The organism is Roseovarius sp. A-2 (genome assembly GCF_002072155.1).
GTDB lineage: Bacteria > Pseudomonadota > Alphaproteobacteria > Rhodobacterales > Rhodobacteraceae > Roseovarius.
On the sequence record NZ_BDIY01000016.1, the window covers coordinates 1 to 18,453 of the forward strand.

The 18,453-nt window shown below is 65.8% G+C and carries 15 protein-coding genes; 7 read left to right on the forward strand and 8 right to left on the reverse strand.

All coding sequences use genetic code 11. The annotated features are described in order from the left end of the window. The first annotated feature begins 200 nt into the window (after positions 1-200). Positions 201-1,142, forward strand: a complete 942-nt coding sequence (locus BHD06_RS15695) for an alpha/beta hydrolase (protein ID WP_080457928.1) — start codon at positions 201-203, stop codon at positions 1,140-1,142. 29 nt (positions 1,143-1,171) lie between these two features. Continuing rightward, the gene (locus BHD06_RS15700) at positions 1,172-1,831 is read left to right on the forward strand and encodes a glutathione S-transferase N-terminal domain-containing protein (protein ID WP_080457929.1); all 660 of its coding nucleotides are present in this window, start codon (positions 1,172-1,174) and stop codon (positions 1,829-1,831) included. 249 nt (positions 1,832-2,080) lie between these two features. Here BHD06_RS15700 and BHD06_RS15705 read toward each other — a convergent pair whose 3' ends face one another. From BHD06_RS15705 to BHD06_RS15720, 4 genes are all read right to left on the reverse strand, one after another. Further along, positions 2,081-3,022: a DMT family transporter gene (locus tag BHD06_RS15705; RefSeq protein ID WP_080457930.1), complete on the reverse strand. Its 942-nt coding sequence runs from the start codon at positions 3,020-3,022 to the stop codon at positions 2,081-2,083. A gap of 155 nt (positions 3,023-3,177) precedes the next feature. After that, complete coding sequence (gene der / locus BHD06_RS15710) at positions 3,178-4,641, reverse strand: ribosome biogenesis GTPase Der (RefSeq protein WP_080457931.1); 1,464 nt, start codon at positions 4,639-4,641, stop codon at positions 3,178-3,180. A gap of 50 nt (positions 4,642-4,691) precedes the next feature. Further along, positions 4,692-6,020 (reverse strand): PQQ-like beta-propeller repeat protein, encoded by a 1,329-nt coding sequence (locus BHD06_RS15715; RefSeq protein WP_254892444.1) that lies wholly within the window; start codon positions 6,018-6,020, stop codon positions 4,692-4,694. Between the two features lie 48 nt (positions 6,021-6,068). Continuing rightward, positions 6,069-6,758, reverse strand: coding sequence for a tetratricopeptide repeat protein (locus tag BHD06_RS15720; protein ID WP_080457932.1), 690 nt, complete (start codon positions 6,756-6,758; stop codon positions 6,069-6,071). A 204-nt stretch (positions 6,759-6,962) separates the two neighbouring features. On the opposite strand from BHD06_RS15720, the gene BHD06_RS15725 reads away from it, so the two are divergent. From BHD06_RS15725 to BHD06_RS15735, 3 genes are all read left to right on the forward strand, one after another. After that, entirely contained in the window at positions 6,963-8,201 is a 1,239-nt protein-coding gene (locus BHD06_RS15725; RefSeq protein ID WP_080457933.1) for an efflux RND transporter periplasmic adaptor subunit, read from the forward strand. Continuing rightward, entirely contained in the window at positions 8,198-11,989 is a 3,792-nt protein-coding gene (locus tag BHD06_RS15730; RefSeq protein WP_080457934.1) for an efflux RND transporter permease subunit, read from the forward strand. Before BHD06_RS15725 ends, BHD06_RS15730 begins: the two co-directional genes overlap by 4 nt. 212 nt (positions 11,990-12,201) lie before the next feature. Next, positions 12,202-12,387 (forward strand): VPEID-CTERM sorting domain-containing protein, encoded by a 186-nt coding sequence (locus BHD06_RS15735; RefSeq protein ID WP_080457935.1) that lies wholly within the window; start codon positions 12,202-12,204, stop codon positions 12,385-12,387. A 12-nt stretch (positions 12,388-12,399) separates the two neighbouring features. Here BHD06_RS15735 and xrtE read toward each other — a convergent pair whose 3' ends face one another. The 4 genes from xrtE to BHD06_RS15755 all read right to left on the reverse strand — a co-directional run bounded on the left by xrtE (position 12,400) and on the right by BHD06_RS15755 (position 16,052). After that, complete coding sequence (xrtE, locus tag BHD06_RS15740) at positions 12,400-14,007, reverse strand: exosortase E/protease, VPEID-CTERM system (RefSeq protein WP_080457936.1); 1,608 nt, start codon at positions 14,005-14,007, stop codon at positions 12,400-12,402. Between the two features lie 66 nt (positions 14,008-14,073). Then, positions 14,074-14,739: an alpha/beta hydrolase gene (locus tag BHD06_RS15745; protein WP_080457937.1), complete on the reverse strand. Its 666-nt coding sequence runs from the start codon at positions 14,737-14,739 to the stop codon at positions 14,074-14,076. Continuing rightward, positions 14,736-15,365, reverse strand: coding sequence for a DNA-3-methyladenine glycosylase (locus BHD06_RS15750; protein ID WP_080458007.1), 630 nt, complete (start codon positions 15,363-15,365; stop codon positions 14,736-14,738). Before BHD06_RS15750 ends, BHD06_RS15745 begins: the two co-directional genes overlap by 4 nt. 45 nt (positions 15,366-15,410) lie before the next feature. Beyond that, positions 15,411-16,052: a response regulator transcription factor gene (locus BHD06_RS15755; protein WP_080457938.1), complete on the reverse strand. Its 642-nt coding sequence runs from the start codon at positions 16,050-16,052 to the stop codon at positions 15,411-15,413. A 226-nt stretch (positions 16,053-16,278) separates the two neighbouring features. On the opposite strand from BHD06_RS15755, the gene BHD06_RS15760 reads away from it, so the two are divergent. Further along, positions 16,279-17,487, forward strand: a complete 1,209-nt coding sequence (locus BHD06_RS15760; RefSeq protein ID WP_080457939.1) for an aminotransferase class V-fold PLP-dependent enzyme — start codon at positions 16,279-16,281, stop codon at positions 17,485-17,487. Positions 17,488-17,499: 12 nt separating this feature from the next. After that, a complete protein-coding gene (locus BHD06_RS15765) occupies positions 17,500-18,441 on the forward strand; it encodes a CoA ester lyase (protein WP_080457940.1) in 942 nt (313 codons plus the stop codon). Positions 18,442-18,453: the final 12 nt, after the last annotated feature.

Consider the following 18,453-nt stretch of genomic DNA (forward strand, 5'->3'; position numbering starts at 1 on the left):
TCAAATCGACTGATAAACTTCCTGAAATCGTGTGCCTTCATTGCGCCCTCCGCGTCTTCCCTCGGAGCGCCATATTGGCCGTTTTTGGCGAAAAGAAGGCTTACCAACACGAAATGCGGACACTACTTAACGAAAACGTCACCCTGACTTCGTATGTCGCCCCTAGATCCCACCCACAAGATATAGTGGGGGTCAGGGACATGCCGCTCATTCATGTCAATGCCGGAAGATACGGCCCCGACCTGCATGATCAGCCCGGCCGGCTTGATCAGGCATTACCGGGTCTGCTGGCGGGGGATGGCCCGGTCATCCTCATGCTGCATGGCTACAAATACGCCCCCGGCCATGCCCGGGAATGCCCGCACCGGCACATTCTCTCGGCATCACCGCAACGGGACTGTTTCAAGGTGGTCAGTTGGCCGCGCGGCTTGGGTTTCGGCGATAACCGGGCAGATGAGGGGCTCGGGATCGGCTTTGGCTGGAATGCGCGCGGCACGCTGTGGCAGGCCTATGCCGAGGCGGCGCACGCAGGAGAACGGCTGGCGCAGCTGGTTGGCCTGATCCGCAGGCATGCACCCCACCGCCCGATCCACGCCATTGCACATTCTCTTGGTGCCCGCGTTCTGCTATGCGCACTGCCGCACCTGCCCGAGGGGGCGCTCAGACGGCTCATCCTGCTGGCGGGAGCAGAGTTCGCGGGCCGCGCCGCCGAGGCGCTCGTCACGCCCGCCGGGCGCAGCGCCGAGGTGATCAATGTCACCAGCCGCGAGAACGATTTCTACGACTTTCTGCTCGAATGCCTGATCCCCGCGCCCGCACGCCGCGACCGGAGCCTCGGGCTGGCCCTGCCGGGCGGGCCCAAGGTGCTCAACCTGCAAATGGATCACCCCGAGACACTGGGCGTGCTGCGCCGCGCCGGGTTTGCCATCGCCGATCCCACGACGCGCATATGCCATTGGTCGCTCTATACCCGCCCCGGCGTGTTCCCGATGTATCGCAGGCTCTTGCGCGAGGCCGACGCGCTCCCGCTCGCGCAACTGCGCGCCACCCTGCCCGAACATCCCGCGCCGCGCTGGTCGCGCCTTTTGCCGCTGCCGGAGGTCCGTCTGCCCTTGTCATCCGGGCGAAAACTGTCATCCTGAGCGGCTGAAAGACCCGGCAGGAGGACACCATGCAGGCCCCGATCGACCTATATTACTGGCCCACACCGAACGGCTGGAAAGTTTCCATCGCGCTTGAGGAGATGGGCCTGCCTTATCGGTGCCACGTGATCAATATCGGTGCCGGCGAACAGCACGCCCCCGAATTTCTGGCTGTTTCGCCCAACAACCGCATTCCGGCGATCACCGACCCCGAGGGGCCGGACGGCGAACCGGTCAACATCTTCGAATCCGGCGCAATCCTGCAATATCTCGCGCGCAAGACCGGTCGCTTTTACGGCAAGACGGAGCGCGACCGCATCGCGGTCGAGGAGTGGCTCATGTGGCAGATGGGCGGGGTCGGGCCGATGGCCGGACAGGCGCATCATTTCCTGAAATTCGCCAAGGACGACATACCCTACGCCAAGGACCGTTACCGCGCCGAAGTGGCGCGGCTTTATGGCGTGCTGGATCGGCGACTGGCCGACACCGAGTATGTGGCGGGCGATTTCTATTCCATCGCCGACATGGCGCTCTGGGGGTGGTGTTCGCTCTGGGAAGGGCAGCAGCAGACGCTCGACGACAAGCCGAATTTCGCCCGCTGGCTGGAAACCGTGGGCGCGCGCGACGGCGTGCAAGCGGGCCGCGCGCTCCACGCCGACAAGCGGCGCGATCCGACAGAGAAAAAGTGAGGTGCAGGGATTGGCCTGATGCGGTCGTCGACCTCTCGCAGCGATTCGCGCGCACAAGGCGCGGCTTACCCGAACATCCGCAACACACCATCGCCCACGCTCAGAAAAGCTCGATCTCCGCTAGAAATCCGGGAATTCGCGTCTGCACCTTGAAGAACCCCGCCGTCGCTATGCCGCAAGATCGCGCGATCCCAATCGCGTTGCCATTCCGCCCGTTTGACCCCGCGCGTCTCCAATCAAGTTTGCGCCTCAATCAGCCAGTCGCGCAGCAGACCGACCGGCACGCCACAGCCGCCCGTCAATCGCCAGCAGCCCCACCCCGATCAGCACCATGCCCAGCACATGGCGCAGCATCAGCGCCTCACCGAGAAACAGCAGGCCAAGTAAAATCGCACTGACCGGAACCAGAAAGGTCACCAGCAGCAGATTTGTCACGCCCGCTGTGGCAAGGATGCGAAAATATAGCACATAGGCCAAGGCGGTCGACAGCGCGGCCACCCCGATCAAGGCACCGATCGCCGCCGGGCTTGGCATTGGCAGGGTCCAGGGCTGATCCACAACCATCACTACCGGCAGCAACAGCACGCTCGACGCCACGGCCTGACCGGTTGCCGTGTGCATCGGGCCCAGCCCCATCGCCCGGAACCTGCGCCCGTAAATGCCGGCACAGGCGTAAGAGACAGCACCGGCGAGACACATGAGTTGCGCGGTGACATGTACCCCGAGGTCACGCAGTGCCGTCGTGCCGATCATCGTGGCAACCCCGGCAAAGCCGATCACAACGCCAAAGAGCTTGCCGCCGGTCATGCGCTCATCGCGGGTCAGGACATGCGCGAGCAGAACCGTGAAGAGCGGTGTCGCGGCGTTCAGGATCGAGGCCACGCCCGACGCGATATGCTGCTGTCCCCAAACGATCAGCGAGAAGGGAATCGCGTTGTTCAGCAGCCCCATGACAAAGAACGCCGTCCAGACTTTCGGCGCGCGCGGCATGCGCTCGCCGCGCAATTGCAGGATGGCGAGCAGTATGATCGCCGCCAGCGCAACGCGGGATACGACCACGGTGAACACCGGCACTTCGCGCACCGCGACATCGTTGAAAAAGAACGACCCGCCCCACACGGCGGCAAGACCCAGCAACATGATCCATTCCGACAGGGTCATGGATCTCTTGGCAAAAGACGGGAGCGGCATCGACAATCCTCCGGGTCGCCCCTCGGGGCTGTTCCAGGCAGAGGTTTTTCATAGTCGCGCGCGGACACGCGACCCGTTTCCTGCGCTTTCGCGCGGGTCGCGGTCGCCCGGGGCCACCCGTCCCGGGTGCGATCAGCGATCTTGCAAGTCGCGCGCTATTTCGACGACCGCCCCGAGATATGCTTGCGCAGGCTCGACGGTCCCGGCTTTTTCTTCGCCTTGTAGGGGTTCTTGGCCGACTGGCTGCGCATATAGAGACGAATGGGCGTGCCCGGCATGTCGAAATCCTCGCGCAACCCGTTGATCAGATAGCGCGTATAGCTTTCCGGCAGCTTGTCGGGATGGCTGCACATGACCACGAACCCGGGGGGCCGGGTCTTGGCCTGCGTCATGTAGCGCAGCTTGATCCGCTTGCCGCCCGGCGCGGGGGGCGGGTGTTGCTCCAGCATGCCGACCAGCCAGCGATTGAGCTGCGCCGTAGTGATCCGCCGGTTCCAGACCTCATGCACCTTTTCCACCGCCGCGCGCAGCCGGTCTAGGCCACGCCCCGTCTTGGCCGAGACCGTCACCAGCGGTGCGCCGCGAAGCTGCGGCAAGAGCCGCTCGAACGCCTCGCGCAGATCGCGCAGTTTCTGCTGCTTCTCGGGCTCCACATCCCATTTGTTGACCGCCACCACCACCGCACGCCCCTCGCGCTCGGCCAGGTCGGCGATCCGCAGATCCTGCTGCTCGAAGGGAATGGCGGCATCGAGCAGAACCACTACAACCTCGGCGAATTTCACCGCCCGCAGCCCGTCCGAGACCGACAGCTTTTCCAGCTTGTCCTGCACCCGCGCCTTCTTGCGCATGCCCGCCGTGTCGAAAATCCGCACCGGCAGGCCGTCCCAGTCGAGCGCAAGCGAGATCGCATCGCGGGTAATCCCCGCCTCGGGACCGGTCAGCAGCCGCTCTTCGCCCAGTATGGTGTTGATCAGGGTGGATTTTCCGGCATTGGGGCGGCCCACGACGGCCACCTGCAAGGGCCGCGCCTTGGTCGGCGTATGGTCGTACTGCGCGGGCGTCTCGCCCTCTTCATTCACCTCGACATCGGTGACAGGGGCTTCGGCCTCGGCGCGTTCGTCATAGGCATCGGCCAACGGCTGCAACTGCGCATAAAGATCGTTCAGCCCCTCGCCGTGTTCCGCCGAGAGCCGAATGGGCTCGCCCAGCCCCAGCCCCCAGGCCTCGATCACCCCAGCATCGGCGGCCATGCCCTCGGCCTTGTTCGCGGCAAGGATCACGTGATCTGACCGCTTGCGCAGGATCTCGGCAAAGATTTCATCCACCGGGGTCACCCCGGTGCGCGCGTCGATCACGAAGAGGCAGACATCGGCCATCCCGACCGCGCGCTCGGTCAGCCGCCGCATGCGACCTTCAAGGCTGTCATCGGTGGCGTCCTCCAGCCCCGCCGTGTCGATCACGGTAAAGCGCAGGTCACCCAGCCGTGCCGCCCCCTCGCGCAGGTCTCGGGTCACGCCGGGCTGGTCATCGACCAGCGCAAGGCGCTTGCCCACAAGGCGGTTGAAGAGCGTGGACTTGCCCACATTGGGGCGGCCCACGATGGCGAGGGTGAAAGACATGGATCAGGCTCCGCTCCGGCGTCAAGCCGGTCTGATACAGGATCGCGCGGTCAACGGAAAGCCAGCAACTGACCCTTTTTCGACACGACATAAAGTGTGCCTCCCGCGACGACCGGGTTCGAGGTGGCACCGCCGGGCAGTGCGACGCTGCGGGTCATCTGCCCCGAGGCCGGATCGAAGAACCGCAACTGCCCGTCCCCCGAGGCAAGGATCAACTGCCCGCCCGCGATGACCGGGCCGAAATGCCCGACGATCTGCGCTTGCCGCTTGGGTTTGCGCGCCTCGAAGAGCGGCAGTTCATGGCCCCAGATCCGCGTGCCGTCCTGCGCCGAGAGCCGCACCAGCTCGTTGCGGTCGGTGACCATGAAGAGCGACTCACCCGCTGGCCAAACCGGGTTGAGCGGACCCTCGTTGGCGGTCCAGATGCGGTTGCCGCTGCCAAGCCGCAGCGCAACCATACGGCCCGCATGGCTACCGGCAAAGACGCGATCGCCGACCACCACCGGATCACCGGTGATGTCCAGAACCCGGGCGTTTGCCACGCCAAGCCGCTGCCCGGCGATCTGCGCATCCCAGAGCCGCAGACCGCCCTGGCGGAACGCTCCCTGCAACTCGCCCGCGCCAAAGGCGAAGACGGCGTATTTCTCGGTCAGCGCCGGGGCCGGGCCACCAAGCACGTTGTGAATGTCGGGCGTGGCGCTCAACTGCCAGTCGATCCGTCCGGTCGCGGTATCGAGCACCCAGGCCACATCATCGCCCGCCACCACGTAGACCCGCCCGTCATAGACCGTGGGGGCCGCCGTGGTCGGTGCGTCAAGATCCTGCTGCCAGATCTGCGTGCCGGTCTCGGGATCAAGGGCGGTCAGCAGGCCAAAGGCCGAGGACACGAAGAGCTTGCCATCGCCATAGGCGAGCCCGCCGCCGCTGGCCTGGTTGGAGTTGTCAGCCGGCGGGGTGAGATCCGCGCTCCACACCACCTCGCCCGAGGTCGAGACCGCCCTGACCAGCGCCTGCGCATCGAGCGTGAAGATGCGGCCGCCCGCCACCACCGGATCGGCGGTGATCCGCCTGCGCCGACTATCGCCCGCGCCGATATTGACCGACCAGGCCAGTTCCGGCGCGCCAGAGAGCGCCGGATGCGCGACCCGCGTCGCGGGTGTGCCGATGCGCTGCGTCCAGTCCGCATTCATCGTGGCAGGCGGCAAGGCCACCGGCACGACCTGGTTTTCCGGGGTTTCCGCCACCTGCGCGCGCCGCACCTCGCTCTGCAACACGTCGCGAATGCCCTCGCGTTCACCGCTCAGGATCGCCTCTTGCTTGGAACAGGCCGTCAGGGCAAGCATCGTCGCCACCCCCAGGATAACCGTTTTCGCCGTCACTGCATCGCCCTCATTCGTCGCCTCGTGCCTTCCGCCCCGGCGGGGCACCTATTGCAGCACGTCGGCCGCGTCGGGCGCGCGCATCGGCGTGTCCGGCGGCTCTTTTCCCAAAGCCACAATCACTTGTGTAACGCGCCGACGCAAGCCCGCCGTCGCCTCGGCATCCTGCGCGATGCGCGCGAGCGTCTCGAGCGCCGCCGCCCTGTCGCCCGTCTCGAGCGCGATCAGCGCCAGTTGCTCCTCGGCCAGAAGCCGCACGGCGCCGCCCGCCGCCACCAGCCCCTCGAGCCGCGCGCGGCGGGTCTCGGGGTCGAGCCCCCCGCCCGGCAGCGTCACCGCCTTGAGCGTGGCGATCTGGCGATAGACCGGCAGGGTGGCCTCACGATCGGCGATCTCAAGCAGCCGCTGCGCTGCGGCCTCCGGCTCCTGTTCCGCACCCTCGGCGGCGGCCAGCAGGTCAACCACCGCCGCGGCCTCCGGGTCGGGGGCATCGATTCCGGCCAGCGCCGCGGCGCGCGCCGCGCGCTCCTCCGCCGAGAGCGCCGCCAGGATGCTGTCGCCGAGGGCCTGTGCGGACTCGCGCGCCTGCGCCTTGCGCCATTCGTTCCACGTGGCCCCGCCGACCAGAAGCAGGATCGCCAGAATGGCAATCCAGCCATAGCGTCGCATCAGCCGGAACAGCCGGTCGCGCCGCACCTCTTCGGTGACTTCCTCGATGAAACTGTCGGTATCGCTCACGCCCTGCCCCCTTGCGGAATGTCCGCTCCTCTTAACCCGAAGCCCGCCCCCTGCCAAGGGGCGGCGGCATGCGGCCTTGGCGAGGCTTGCGGCGGGCCGCGTAAAAGATTAATCTGAACCGGTCAGTTCAGCGTATCATGCTCGTGATGGCGTGATGCGCCATGCGGCGTGTCGACCATTGTCAGAAGTATTGAAAGCTCACTCATGCGCCTGGTTCCCATTCTGATCGCCGTGCTGGTCTCCGCGCTGATTTATGCCCTTGTCTTCGAACGCGAGCGGCTGCTGGCGCTTTTGCCGCAAACCACACCAGAAACGGCCGCGGCGGACACCCCGCTAACAACGGCGACCGAATCGGCCCAGCCGGATCAGGCCGCGATGCGCGTGGTCGTGCAACGCTCCGAGGCGCGCGAGGTCGACAGCGCCGTGATCCTGCGCGGCCGCACCGAGGCCGACCGCATCGTCGAGCTGCGCTCCGAAACCTCCGGTCTGGTGATTTCCGAACCGCTGCGCAAGGGGGCCTTCGTGGATCGCGGCGACCTGCTCTGCCGTCTCGACCCCGCCGAGCGCGAGGCCGTGCTGCAAGAGGCGCGCGCCCGCCTTGCCGAGGCAAAAACCCGCGTGCCCGAGGCCGAGGCGCGCGTCGAAGAGGCCCGTGCACAGCTCGAAGAGGCCGAAATCAACTACAACGCCGCCGAGAACCTCGTGGGCGAAGGCTTTGCCTCTCAGACCCGCGTGGCCAATACCCGCGCCGCCGTCAGCTCGGCACAGGCGGCGGTGCAATCGGCCACATCCGGGCTCGAAGCCGCCCGCGCCGGCATCGACTCGGCGCGCGCCGCCGTGGCCCGCGCCGAGCAGGATATCAGGCGGCTCACCATCGAGGCCCCGTTCTCCGGCGTGCTGGAAACCGACACCGCCGAGTTGGGCAGCCTGCTGCAACCCGGCGCGCTTTGTGCGACGGTGCTGCAACTCGACCCGATAACGTTGGTGGGTTTCGTGTCGGAAATGCAGGTCGCGCGGGTAGAGCGTGGGGCCACGGCAACCGCGCGCACCGCCTCGGGCCAAGAGGTGGAGGGCGCGGTCAGCTTTCTGTCGCGCGCCGCCGACGACACCACCCGCACCTTCCGCGTCGAAATCGAGGTGCCCAATCCCGACCTCAGCCTGCGCGACGGCGAAACCGCCGAGATCAGCATCCGTGCCGAGGGCAAGGCCGCGCATCTGCTGCCGCAATCGGCGCTCACACTCAATGACGAAGGTACGCTTGGCCTGCGTGTCGTGGACGAAGACAGCCGCGCGCGCTTCGTGCCGGTCACGCTGCTGCGCGACACGCCCACCGGCGTCTGGCTGACCGGCCTGGCCGAGCGCGCCGAGGTGATCGTGATCGGCCAGGAATACGTCAGCGACGGCGTGCCGGTGCACCCCTCCTATCAGGAGCTTGGCCAATGACCGGCATCGTCGACTGGGCAGCCGCCCGGGCCCGGATGGTGCTGGCTTTCATCCTGCTGTCGATCCTTGCCGGCACGCTCTCCTACATGGGCCTGCCCAAGGAGGGCGAGCCCGATATCGAGGTGCCCGCGCTCTTCATCACCGTCCCGTTTCCCGGCATCTCCGCCGAGGACAGCGAGAAACTGCTCGTCAAGCCGATGGAGACCGAGCTCAGCGATCTCGACGGGCTCAAGGAGATGACCGGCACAGCCGCCGAGAATTTCGGCGGCGTCGCGCTCGAATTCGAATTCGGCTGGGACAAGACCAAGACACTTGCCGATGTGCGCGACGCGATGGACACCGCCGAGGCGGAATTTCCCGACGGGTTCGAGAAATACACCATCAACGAGGTGAATTTCAGCGAATTCCCGATCATCATCGTCAATCTCTCGGGCCCGGTGCCGGAACGCACCATGTCGCGGCTGGCGCGCGATCTGCAGGACACGCTCGAAGGGCTGGAGCCGGTTCTCGAGGCCGGCATCGCGGGCAACCGCGAAGAAATGGTCGAGGTGGTGATCGACCCGCTTCGGCTCGAGGCCTACAACGTCACCGCGCTCGAACTGATCAACGTGGTCCAGAACAACAACCAACTCATCGCGGCGGGCGAGGTCGAGACCGCGCAGGGCACCTTCGCGGTCAAGATCCCCTCGTCCTTCGAGGAAACCCGCGACATCTACGAGTTGCCGATCAAGACCAATGGCGACCGGGTTGTCACCCTCGGCGATCTGGCCACGATCAACCTCACCTTCGAGGACCGGCTCGGCACCGCGCGCTTCAACGGCGAGACAACCGTGGCCTTGCAGGTGGTCAAGCGCAAGGGCTTCAACATCATCGACACCGCCGATCTGGTGCGCGAGGTGGTGGCCGAGGCCGAAAGCCGCTGGCCCGAGGAATTGCAGGTCGCGGTCAACATGGGCACATCGAACGACCAATCGCGCACCGTGGCCTCGATGGTCAGCCAGCTCGAAGGCTCTGTGCTGACCGCCATCGCACTGGTGATGATCGTCACGCTGGCGGCCTTGGGCATCCGCCCGGCGCTGCTCGTCGGCTTCGCGATCCCGACATCGTTCCTGTTATGCTTTGCCCTGCTGGCGGTGATGGGCGTGGCAATCTCGAATATCGTGATGTTCGGCCTGATCCTTGCGGTGGGGATGCTGGTCGACGGGGCCATCGTGGTGGTCGAATATGCCGACAAGCGGATATCCGAGGGCGAAGGCCCGATGCACGCCTATGTGGGGGCGGCCAAGCGGATGTTCTGGCCGGTGGTCAGCTCCACCGCAACCACGCTCTGCGCCTTTCTGCCAATGCTGTTCTGGCCCGGTATTCCAGGCGAGTTCATGGGCATGCTGCCGGTCACGCTGATTTTCGTGCTCTCGGCCTCGCTTCTGGTGGCGCTTGTGTACCTGCCGGTGCTGGGCGGCGTCACCGGGCGGCTGGAGCGCTGGTTCAATGACCGGATGGACCAGATCGCGGGCGGCTTCTGGCTCTGGCATGTGCTGCTTTTTCCGCTGGCGCTCGGGGCCGTCTTTCTCGCCGGACAGGCCGCGCCGGTACTCTTCGAAGAGGTGACGGCGCAGTTCGCAGGCATGGATAGCGGCGACATCCTCGGCTCGGTGATGCCGGCGCTGGCGACGGTCTTCGGCCTGCTTCTGGGGATGATGGCGCTGATCGGGGTCGGGGTGGCCAGCGTGCTGACCACGCTTCTGGGTCTGATGGCGATCCCGCGCCGCTGCGGCAACCTGCTGCGCCGCATCTCCCGCGCTCTGCTGCCGCGCCGTCGCGCGCGGGTGCGCGCGGGCTATCGCCGCTCCGCCTTTGGCTGGGTGATCCACGCGATCACCGGCAACCCGGTCATGCCGCTCGTCGCCTTCGGCGCAATCTTCGTGCTCGTGGGCTCGGTGCTGATGTTCTACATGAACAACAACAACGGCACGGAATTTTTCGTCGATAGCGAACCCGAACAGGCCATCGTCTATGTACGCGGGCGTGGCAATCTGTCGATCGACCAGAAGGACCAGCTTGTCAAACAGGTCGAGGACATCGTGCGCGCCCATCCGGGGATCGAGACAGCCTTTGCCTTTGCCGGGGATGGCGGGCTCAACAACAATACCGGCGGCGCGCAGCCGCCGCGCGACACCATTGGTCAGGTACAACTGGAAACCATCCCGTGGGAGGATCGCCCGCAGGCCAAGGAAACATGGTTCACCATCCCGATCCTGGATGTCGCGGTCCAGCGCGACGTGGTCGCCCCCGCCTATGACGGCGATGCGGTCATCGACGATCTTACCGCGCAGCTCGAACAGATCCCCGGCATCAAGTTCGAGATCCTCGCACAGGCACGCGGCCCCGCCTCGGCCAAGCCCGTGCATCTGCGCCTCAAGGGCGATGACTGGGAGGAGTTGCAAGCCTTCACCCGCAAGGCCCGGGCGCAATTCGAAGAGACCCGCGGCTTGCGTCAGATCGAGGACACGCTGCCCCTGCCCGGCATCGACTGGCAGATCGACGTCGACGTCGAAAAGGCCGGCCGCTTCGGTGCCGATGTGGCCACCGTCGGCGCGATGGTGCAGCTTGTCACGCGCGGCATCCTGCTCGACACCATGCGCGTCGACAGCAGCGACGAGGAAATCGAGATCCGAGTGCGCCTGCCCGAACAGGACCGCGTGCTCTCGACCCTCGACAGCCTCAAGGTGCGTACCGAGGACGGGTTGGTGCCGCTGTCAAATTTCATCACCCGCGAACCCGTGCAGCAACTGGCGCAGATCGACCGCATCGACCAGACCCGATTTTTCGACGTCAAGGCGGCGGTGGCGGATGGGCTAACCCGCACGACAACCGCCGCCGACGGGTCCGAAACCGGCGTGCCGATCACCGCGAACGAACGCATCGGGCAACTGACCGACTGGCTCGAGTCGGGCGTGCTGCCGCCGGGCATCAGCTATGAATGGACCGGCGACGCCGAGGATCAGGAGGAATCGGGCGCCTTCCTGCAAAAGGCGTTTGTCGGTGCGCTCGGCCTGATGTTCATCATCCTGCTGGCACAGTTTAACAGCGTCTATAACGCGGTGCTGGTGCTTCTGGCGGTGATCCTCTCGACCACCGGCGTGCTGATCGGCATGCTGGTGATGAACCAGCCGTTTTCGATCATCATGACCGGCACCGGCATCGTCGCGCTTGCGGGCATCGTGGTGAACAACAACATCGTGCTGATCGACACCTATCAGGACTACGCCCGCTACATGCCGCGGATTTCCGCGATCACCCGCACGGCGCAGGACCGCATCCGCCCGGTGCTTCTGACCACGATCACCACGATGGCCGGTCTTGCGCCGATGATGTTCGGCCTCAGCCTCGACTTCTTCAACGGCGGCTATGCCTTCGACAGCCCGACCGCGCTGTGGTGGAAGCAACTGGCGACGGCGGTGGTGTTCGGCCTTGGTATCGCCACGGTGCTGACGCTGATCTTCACCCCGGCGATGCTGGCACTCCGGGTCTGGGCGACAACCTATGTGCTCTGGGCCGCGCGGCTGATGGCGATGCTGTCGATGGGCCGCTCCAGCCGCGCGGCCCGCGACTGGGCGCTGCAACGCGCCGCGCGGCGCGCGACCGGCACCGAACTCGTCTGGCCGGACGAGAGCGCGCCGCAGGCGGTTTATGTCGAGGAAGAGACCACTGAAGCACCGCATCTCGACGATCTCAGGCGCGTCCTGGGCGAGCGCGACCCCAAGCCGCCGCTGCGCGCGGCAGAGTGATTCTCCGCCGTCGCATCTCACAACGGCGTGATCTCGCAGGATTGCCCACATCTCAAGCCGTAGGATGGAAACAATCTGCCCGAACGCAGCTGTGTCGTTGACAATTCACGGTCAATCGCACCCGGCTCTTGAAAAATGGCGAAAAAACGGCGATTCTCAGGCATCAAGGTGCGTGGGTATTCAAGACACATCGATTCTGGGGAGACGACACAATGTGGAACTGGTTCTTTGACAGATACGGCAGTGGCTCGGGTCACAACGATGGCGGTGCAGCCTCGTCAGTGCCTGAAATGGACGCCGCAAGCGGCACTCTGGCGATTGCCGTTGTTCTGGCCGCGCTCGTACTGGCTTGGGAAATCAAGCGCCGCCAACGCGCGCGGATGCGGGCTGAAGGCTGAGGGTTCAGACCCTCAGATCAGCGCCCAATCGCCCCTCCAAAGGGCGACGGCGGCGATCATTGCATTGGCACTCGCATGGGCGGTAATGGCATCAGCCAGCCGCCCAGTGCGCATGTAGAGCAGCGAGAACACTACGCCAGCCAGCGCCGCCTCGATCCAACGACCATGCACAAGTGCGAACAATCCAGCCGAAACCGCGATCGCGGCCACCCGGCTGAGCGGCGTGCCCCGTTCGATGCGGGCCTGCACGTAACCGCGAAAGATCATCTCCTCGATCACCGGCACCAGTGCCACCGTGCCCAGGATGCGCAGCGCAGCCCATAGCGCGAAGGCCCTCACGCCAAGCCCCGCGAACGCCTCGGGCGTCGGTCCGGTCGGCGTAGCGGTGACGATCCACACCACCCCTACGCCCAATCCGGCCACAACCGACAGCGGCGACGGCCGGACCAGATAGCGCGCCACCGTCGCCCGCGCCCACCACAACGCCGCCAGCATCAACGCCACCTGAAGCGGATAACCAAGCGCGGGCTCGGCCCAGAACGCCTGCACGAGCATCCCCGAGAGGGCAAAGACGATGAACGGCACGATCCGCCCGGCCACGTCATCCTGCGCCAGCGGCGGCAGCGCGGGCCGGGCCTCGGGCCGGGCGTCATGCTGAAGCGCATAGCGGCTGCGATTGACCACGATCAGCACCCCCACGGCCAGCCCGGTGAACATGATCCAGCCCGCGAAACTGTGAAACCCGTTGACCGCCAGTTCCGGCGAGACATGCGCGCCAATCAGGATCAGCGCGGTGATCCGGACGGTATTGAACACCCAGCTTGCCAGCAATGCCAGCGGCCAGATCACCAGCCCGAATCGACGCAGCCGCAACTCATCGCGAAACAGCATGGCGTAAAGCGCGAGAAACGCGGTGATCAGCACCAGACCCTCGATCCCCGAACAGCTATCGGCCACTTCCACGAGAAACCCGTCCGTGCCGAGAATGTAGCGATCCGGATTGACCGTGACCGCATCCGAAAAGAGCCCCAACATCAGGTAGACAGCGATGGAGGTCACATCGGTCAGCGCCCGCACCGTCCAGATCGGACCGGCCAGCACCACGACCCCCGGAATCGCCGCCGCAAACCCGCAGATCGCCAGAATCGACGCCGCGCGTCCAGTCAGCCAACCGGCCCACGCGCCGGGCCGCGCCAGCCAGAACAGCCCGCCCGCCGTCGCCATCGCAGCTCCCGCGCAGAGCACAGGAAACACCCGGTGAAAGATCTGGTTCATTTCAGCGGCTGGGGCGGCAACAAGCGGGGCAAATGTCACCAAAAGCCCGACCCCGTGCAATAGCACCCAGCCCCGGCCACCGGGGGCCGTGGCAGTGATCCGGGCAAAGCCCGCCCGCGCCTCGGGTCGCGCCCAGAGATACACCCCCAAAAGCGAGGCCACACAGACCAGCCAGAGCGTCAGCCAGCGTAGACCGCGACACGCGGTCTCGATCCCGGTCGCGCGGCATTCGATATCGCTGAACACTTGAAAGGCGGCGACCAGTGCCGCCAATTCAACCACGAAAAGCGCACCCAGCCAGAGCGCGCGATGCGTTATGCCGTTATATGCCGAACTCTGATCCATCCCCCGCGCCTAGCCCGCGCGCATGATCGCAATATGGCACTTGCGGGGCATTTTGCAGCCCCGCCCTCAGAGGCCCAGCTTGTCGCGCATGAAGGCCAGCGCCACCGACAGCCCGTCAGGCGCGATGCCATGCGCGGTGCCCTTCATGATATGGGCATAGACGTCCTTCCAGCCGGCCCCCTGCAAGGCCTCGGCCGCCTCGGGCAGCGATTGCACCGGCACCACGTCATCGGCGTCGCCATGCACCAGCAGGACCGGCGGACGGCTGCGCGTCTCGTCGGCCAGCAGATCGGGTGACAGCAGACGGCCGGAAAAGGCCACGATCCCCGCTACCGCATCCTCGCGGCGCGGGGCCACATGAAGCGCCAACATCGTGCCCTGTGAAAAGCCGAACAGCACCACCTGCTCGGGCAGCAGGTCTTCATCCACCATCAACGCGTCGAGAAACGCATCGAGATCCTGCGCCGCCGACATCAATCCGCGCTCGGCCTCTTCCTCGCTGGAATTGTCGATCCACGGGATAGGGAACCATTGCAGCCCCATCGGCATGCCCGGAATGCTCTCCGGCGCGTCTGGCGCCACGAAGAGCGTATCGGGCAGATGCTCACCCAGCGGGTCGGCCAGCCCGAGCAAATCCGCGCCATTGGCGCCGTAGCCGTGCAGAAACACCACCGCTGAGCGGGTCTCACCCGACACGGGCTCCCTGCGGCCTGCCGTCAAAACCCGTGTCATCTGATCCCTTCCCTGTCCTTGACCACCCGGTAATAGGCCCACAAGAGCCTCGCCGCAACCGACCGCCACGGCGACCACGCAAGCGACATCTCGCGAAATGCCCGGGGTTTGGGCCGCTCCGGCAGATCGTAGAGAATGCGCGCCGCCTCCTGCAACGCCAGATCGCCCGGCGCGAACACATCCGCCCGTCCGAGGCTGAACATCGCGTAAATCTCCGCCGTCCAGACACCGATGCCGGGCACTTGCGTCAGTGTGGCGATCACCTCGTCATCAGGCGCATGGCGCAACGCGCCATAGTCGAGTTCGGCCTCCGCCAAGGCCCGTGCATAGCGCGCCTTCTGACGACTGAGGCCCACGGCGCGCAGATCGTCGTCGCTGACCGCGCGAATCGTCTGCGGATCGGCATAGCCTGCCGCCTCGACCCGACCCCAGATCGCATTGGCCGAGGCAACGCTCACCTGCTGGCTGACAATCGCACTCAACAGCCGGGTAAACCCGTCCTCGCTGCGCCGCAGCGGCAAGCTGCCGGTCTCTTCATAGGCCCGCGCCATGCGCGGGCAGACGCGCCCGAGATGCGCCGCCCCCTCGGCCACGTCCTGTTCAGTTTCGATGATCCGTCCCATCATGACGGCGAGCATACCCGCTTTGTCGTGAAACCCAAGGGGCACACCCTAATATGTGCCCGCCACGTATTTCGCGATCGCGCCACCGCGCGAATTCACATCGAGTTTCTGATAGATCGCCTTGAGGTAATATTTCACCGTATTCTCCGACAGCCCCAGGCGCGCGGAAATCTGGAAATTCGTCAGCCCGTCCACCAGCAGCCCCAGAATCTCGTGCTCGCGCCGGGTCAGACTATCGCCCTGCTCACCCATCAGCCGCTTGAGGATCTCCACCGGCAACAGGCTGTGCCCCTCCACCAGATTTCCCAGAATGCGCGGCAGGCTGGTCAGCACCTGCCCCATCATGCAGACCGAATGCGCCCCCGCCTTCACCGCCGTGCGGATAAAGGCGAACTCGCTCTCCTCGGCCACCACCACCACCATCACGCGCGGATGATCGCGGCGCAGCGTCTCCAGCACCCGGCCCAGATCGGCATCCGCGAGCCGCACGCCAAGCACCACGATCATCGGGCCGCGCCGCGCGCCGAGCGCCTTGCGCAGGCTTGCCAGGTCGGTCGCGAAAGAGCCCAATCGCACCTGCGCCATCTGCGCCACCAGCGACCCCAGCCCCTGACAGACGATCAATTGCCGGTCGGCCACGATCACCTCGGGCAGGCCCTGTTCCACGTCCTGAGCGGTCGCCTCTGTCATGTCGCGCACGGTCTCCTCCTCCGTAGATAACAAGTAAGGCGAATGAACACCCTGAAATCAAACGATTTTTCGGCATGCAACCGCATGCCGCGAATACCCCACCGGGTAGGGCACCCCTACCCGCCGGGGCACGCCACCCCCCGCATGGCCGCGCATTTCCATGCGCGCGGGCGTTACCGGATGGCCCCGCAGCGGCGATAAGGGGGCAACCCGAAAGGAGGACCCCATGAACGGCAACACCCATCTATTCATCCCCGGCCCCACCAACATCCCCGAGGCGGTGCGTCGCGCAATGAACGTGCCGATGGAGGACATGCGCGCCCCGGATTTCGGCGATTTCATCCTGCCGCTGCTGGCCGATCTGAAAAAGGTGTTCCGCACCGAGACCGGCCGCGTCTTCGTCTTTCCCGGCTCCGGCACTGGCGCGTGGGAATCCGCGATCACCAATACGCTCAACACCGGCGACCGGGTTCTGATGTCGCGTTTCGGCCAGTTTTCAATGCTTTGGGTGGATATGGCCGACCGTCTCGGCCTCGATGTCGACGTCATCGATACCGACTGGGGCAAGGGCGTGCCGGTTGAGGATTACGCCGCCCGCCTCGCCGCCGACACCGGCCATGCGATCAAGGCCGTCTTCGCCACCCATAACGAGACCGCCACCGGCGTCACCTCCAACATTGCTGCCGTGCGCGCCGCGCTCGATGCCACCGGTCATCCCGCGCTCCTCTTCGTCGATGGCGTCAGCTCCATCGGCTCCATCGAGTTCGAGATGCAGGATTGGGGCGTCGACCTCGCCGTTGCGGGCTCGCAAAAGGGCCTGATGCTGCCCGCCGGTCTCGGCCTGCTCGCGGTCAGCGAAAAGGCCCTCGCCGCCCATGAGCGCGCCAATATGCCGCGCTGCTATTTCAGCTTTGCCGACATGATCCGCCTAAACGACACCGGCTATTTCCCCTACACGCCGCCCACACAACTGCTGCGGGGCCTGCGCGTCTCGCTTGACATGCTGCTCGATGCGGGGTTGGAAAGCGTGTGGGATCGGCACCGCCGCCTCGCCTCCGGCGTGCGCGCCGCCGTGGCCGAATGGCAGGGCTGCCGCCTGGTGGCCGACGCGCCTGAATGGCACTCCGACACGGTCTCCGCGATCTACGCCCCCGACGGCATCGACGCCCGTCATGTGATCGCAACCGCCTATCACAAATACCAGACCTCACTCGGCTCCGGCCTCGCGAAACTCGCCGGTCGCGCCTTCCGCATCGGCCATCTTGGATCACTCAACCCGGTGATGCTCTGCGGCGCGCTCTCGGCGGCTGAAATGGCGCTCTGCGATGCAGGCGCGGCCATCACCCCCGGTCAGGGCGTCGCCGCCGCGCAAGAGGCGTTTCGCCAGACCACCCCCCCGGTGCAGTCCCGCACCGCCACCGCACGCGCCGCGTAAGAGGACGACCCCATGAGCTACACCCTGCACCCGCTGAAAAAGTCACGCCTGCAACGCTCGGAGCTTGCCGTACCCGGCTCCAACCCCTCGATGATCGACAAGGCGGCGGACACCGATGTCGATGTCATCTTCTTCGATCTCGAAGATGCCGTCGCCCCCCCAGACAAGATCCAGGCCCGCGCCAATATCATTCAGGCGCTCAACGATATCGACTGGAAGGCCAAAGGCAAGACAACCTCGATCCGCATCAACGGGCTCGACACCCATTACATGTATCGCGACGTGGTCGAGATCGTGGAACAGTCGGGCCAGAACCTTGATACCATTCTTGTGCCCAAGGTGGGCGTGCCCGCCGATCTCTATACCGTGGAGACGATGGTGAGCCAGATCGAGGAGGCCATGGGCCTCACCCACAAAATCGGGCTTGAGGCGCTGATCGAGACCGCGCTCGGCATGGCCAATGTCGAGGCCATCGCCGCCGCCCCCGGCCGCCTTGAGGCGCTGCATTTCGGCGTCGCCGATTACGCCGCCTCGAACCGCGCGCGCACCGTGGTGATCGGCGGGCTCAACCCCGATTACCCCGGTGACCAGTGGCATTTCGCGCTCAGCCGCATGACCGTCGCCTGCCGCGCCTACGGGCTGCGCGCCATCGACGGGCCGTTCGGCGATTTCTCCGATCCCGACGGCTACACGCTCAGCGCCAAACGCGCCGCGGCCCTCGGGATCGAGGGCAAATGGGCCATCCACCCCAGCCAGATCGCGCTTGCCAACGAGGTCTTCTCGCCCCCCGAGGCCGAGGTGACCCGCGCCCGCCGCATCATCGAGGAACTCAGGACGGCGGCGGCCCAGGGTAAGGGGGCCGCCAGCCTCGACGGCAAGATGATCGACGCGGCATCAGAGCGGATGGCCAACAACGTGCTCAGCGTCGCCGACGCTATAGCCGCCAAGGGATAAAGGGAGGGAAAT

Bases quoted from the DNA above. Each gene is read 5' to 3' on its own strand.
- BHD06_RS15755 (WP_080457938.1), bottom strand. From the start codon at position 16,052: ATGACAGAGGCGACCGCTCAGGACGTGGAACAGGGCCTGCCCGAGGTG.
- BHD06_RS15700 (WP_080457929.1), top strand. From the start codon at position 1,172: ATGCAGGCCCCGATCGACCTATATTACTGGCCCACACCGAACGGCTGG.
- xrtE (WP_080457936.1), bottom strand. From the start codon at position 14,007: ATGGATCAGAGTTCGGCATATAACGGCATAACGCATCGCGCGCTCTGG.
- BHD06_RS15705 (WP_080457930.1), bottom strand. From the start codon at position 3,022: ATGCCGCTCCCGTCTTTTGCCAAGAGATCCATGACCCTGTCGGAATGG.
- BHD06_RS15695 (WP_080457928.1), top strand. From the start codon at position 201: ATGCCGCTCATTCATGTCAATGCCGGAAGATACGGCCCCGACCTGCAT.
- BHD06_RS15765 (WP_080457940.1), top strand. From the start codon at position 17,500: ATGAGCTACACCCTGCACCCGCTGAAAAAGTCACGCCTGCAACGCTCG.
- BHD06_RS15750 (WP_080458007.1), bottom strand. From the start codon at position 15,365: ATGATGGGACGGATCATCGAAACTGAACAGGACGTGGCCGAGGGGGCG.
- der (WP_080457931.1), bottom strand. From the start codon at position 4,641: ATGTCTTTCACCCTCGCCATCGTGGGCCGCCCCAATGTGGGCAAGTCC.
- BHD06_RS15730 (WP_080457934.1), top strand. From the start codon at position 8,198: ATGACCGGCATCGTCGACTGGGCAGCCGCCCGGGCCCGGATGGTGCTG.
- BHD06_RS15760 (WP_080457939.1), top strand. From the start codon at position 16,279: ATGAACGGCAACACCCATCTATTCATCCCCGGCCCCACCAACATCCCC.
- BHD06_RS15745 (WP_080457937.1), bottom strand. From the start codon at position 14,739: ATGACACGGGTTTTGACGGCAGGCCGCAGGGAGCCCGTGTCGGGTGAG.
- BHD06_RS15725 (WP_080457933.1), top strand. From the start codon at position 6,963: ATGCGCCTGGTTCCCATTCTGATCGCCGTGCTGGTCTCCGCGCTGATT.
- BHD06_RS15735 (WP_080457935.1), top strand. From the start codon at position 12,202: ATGTGGAACTGGTTCTTTGACAGATACGGCAGTGGCTCGGGTCACAAC.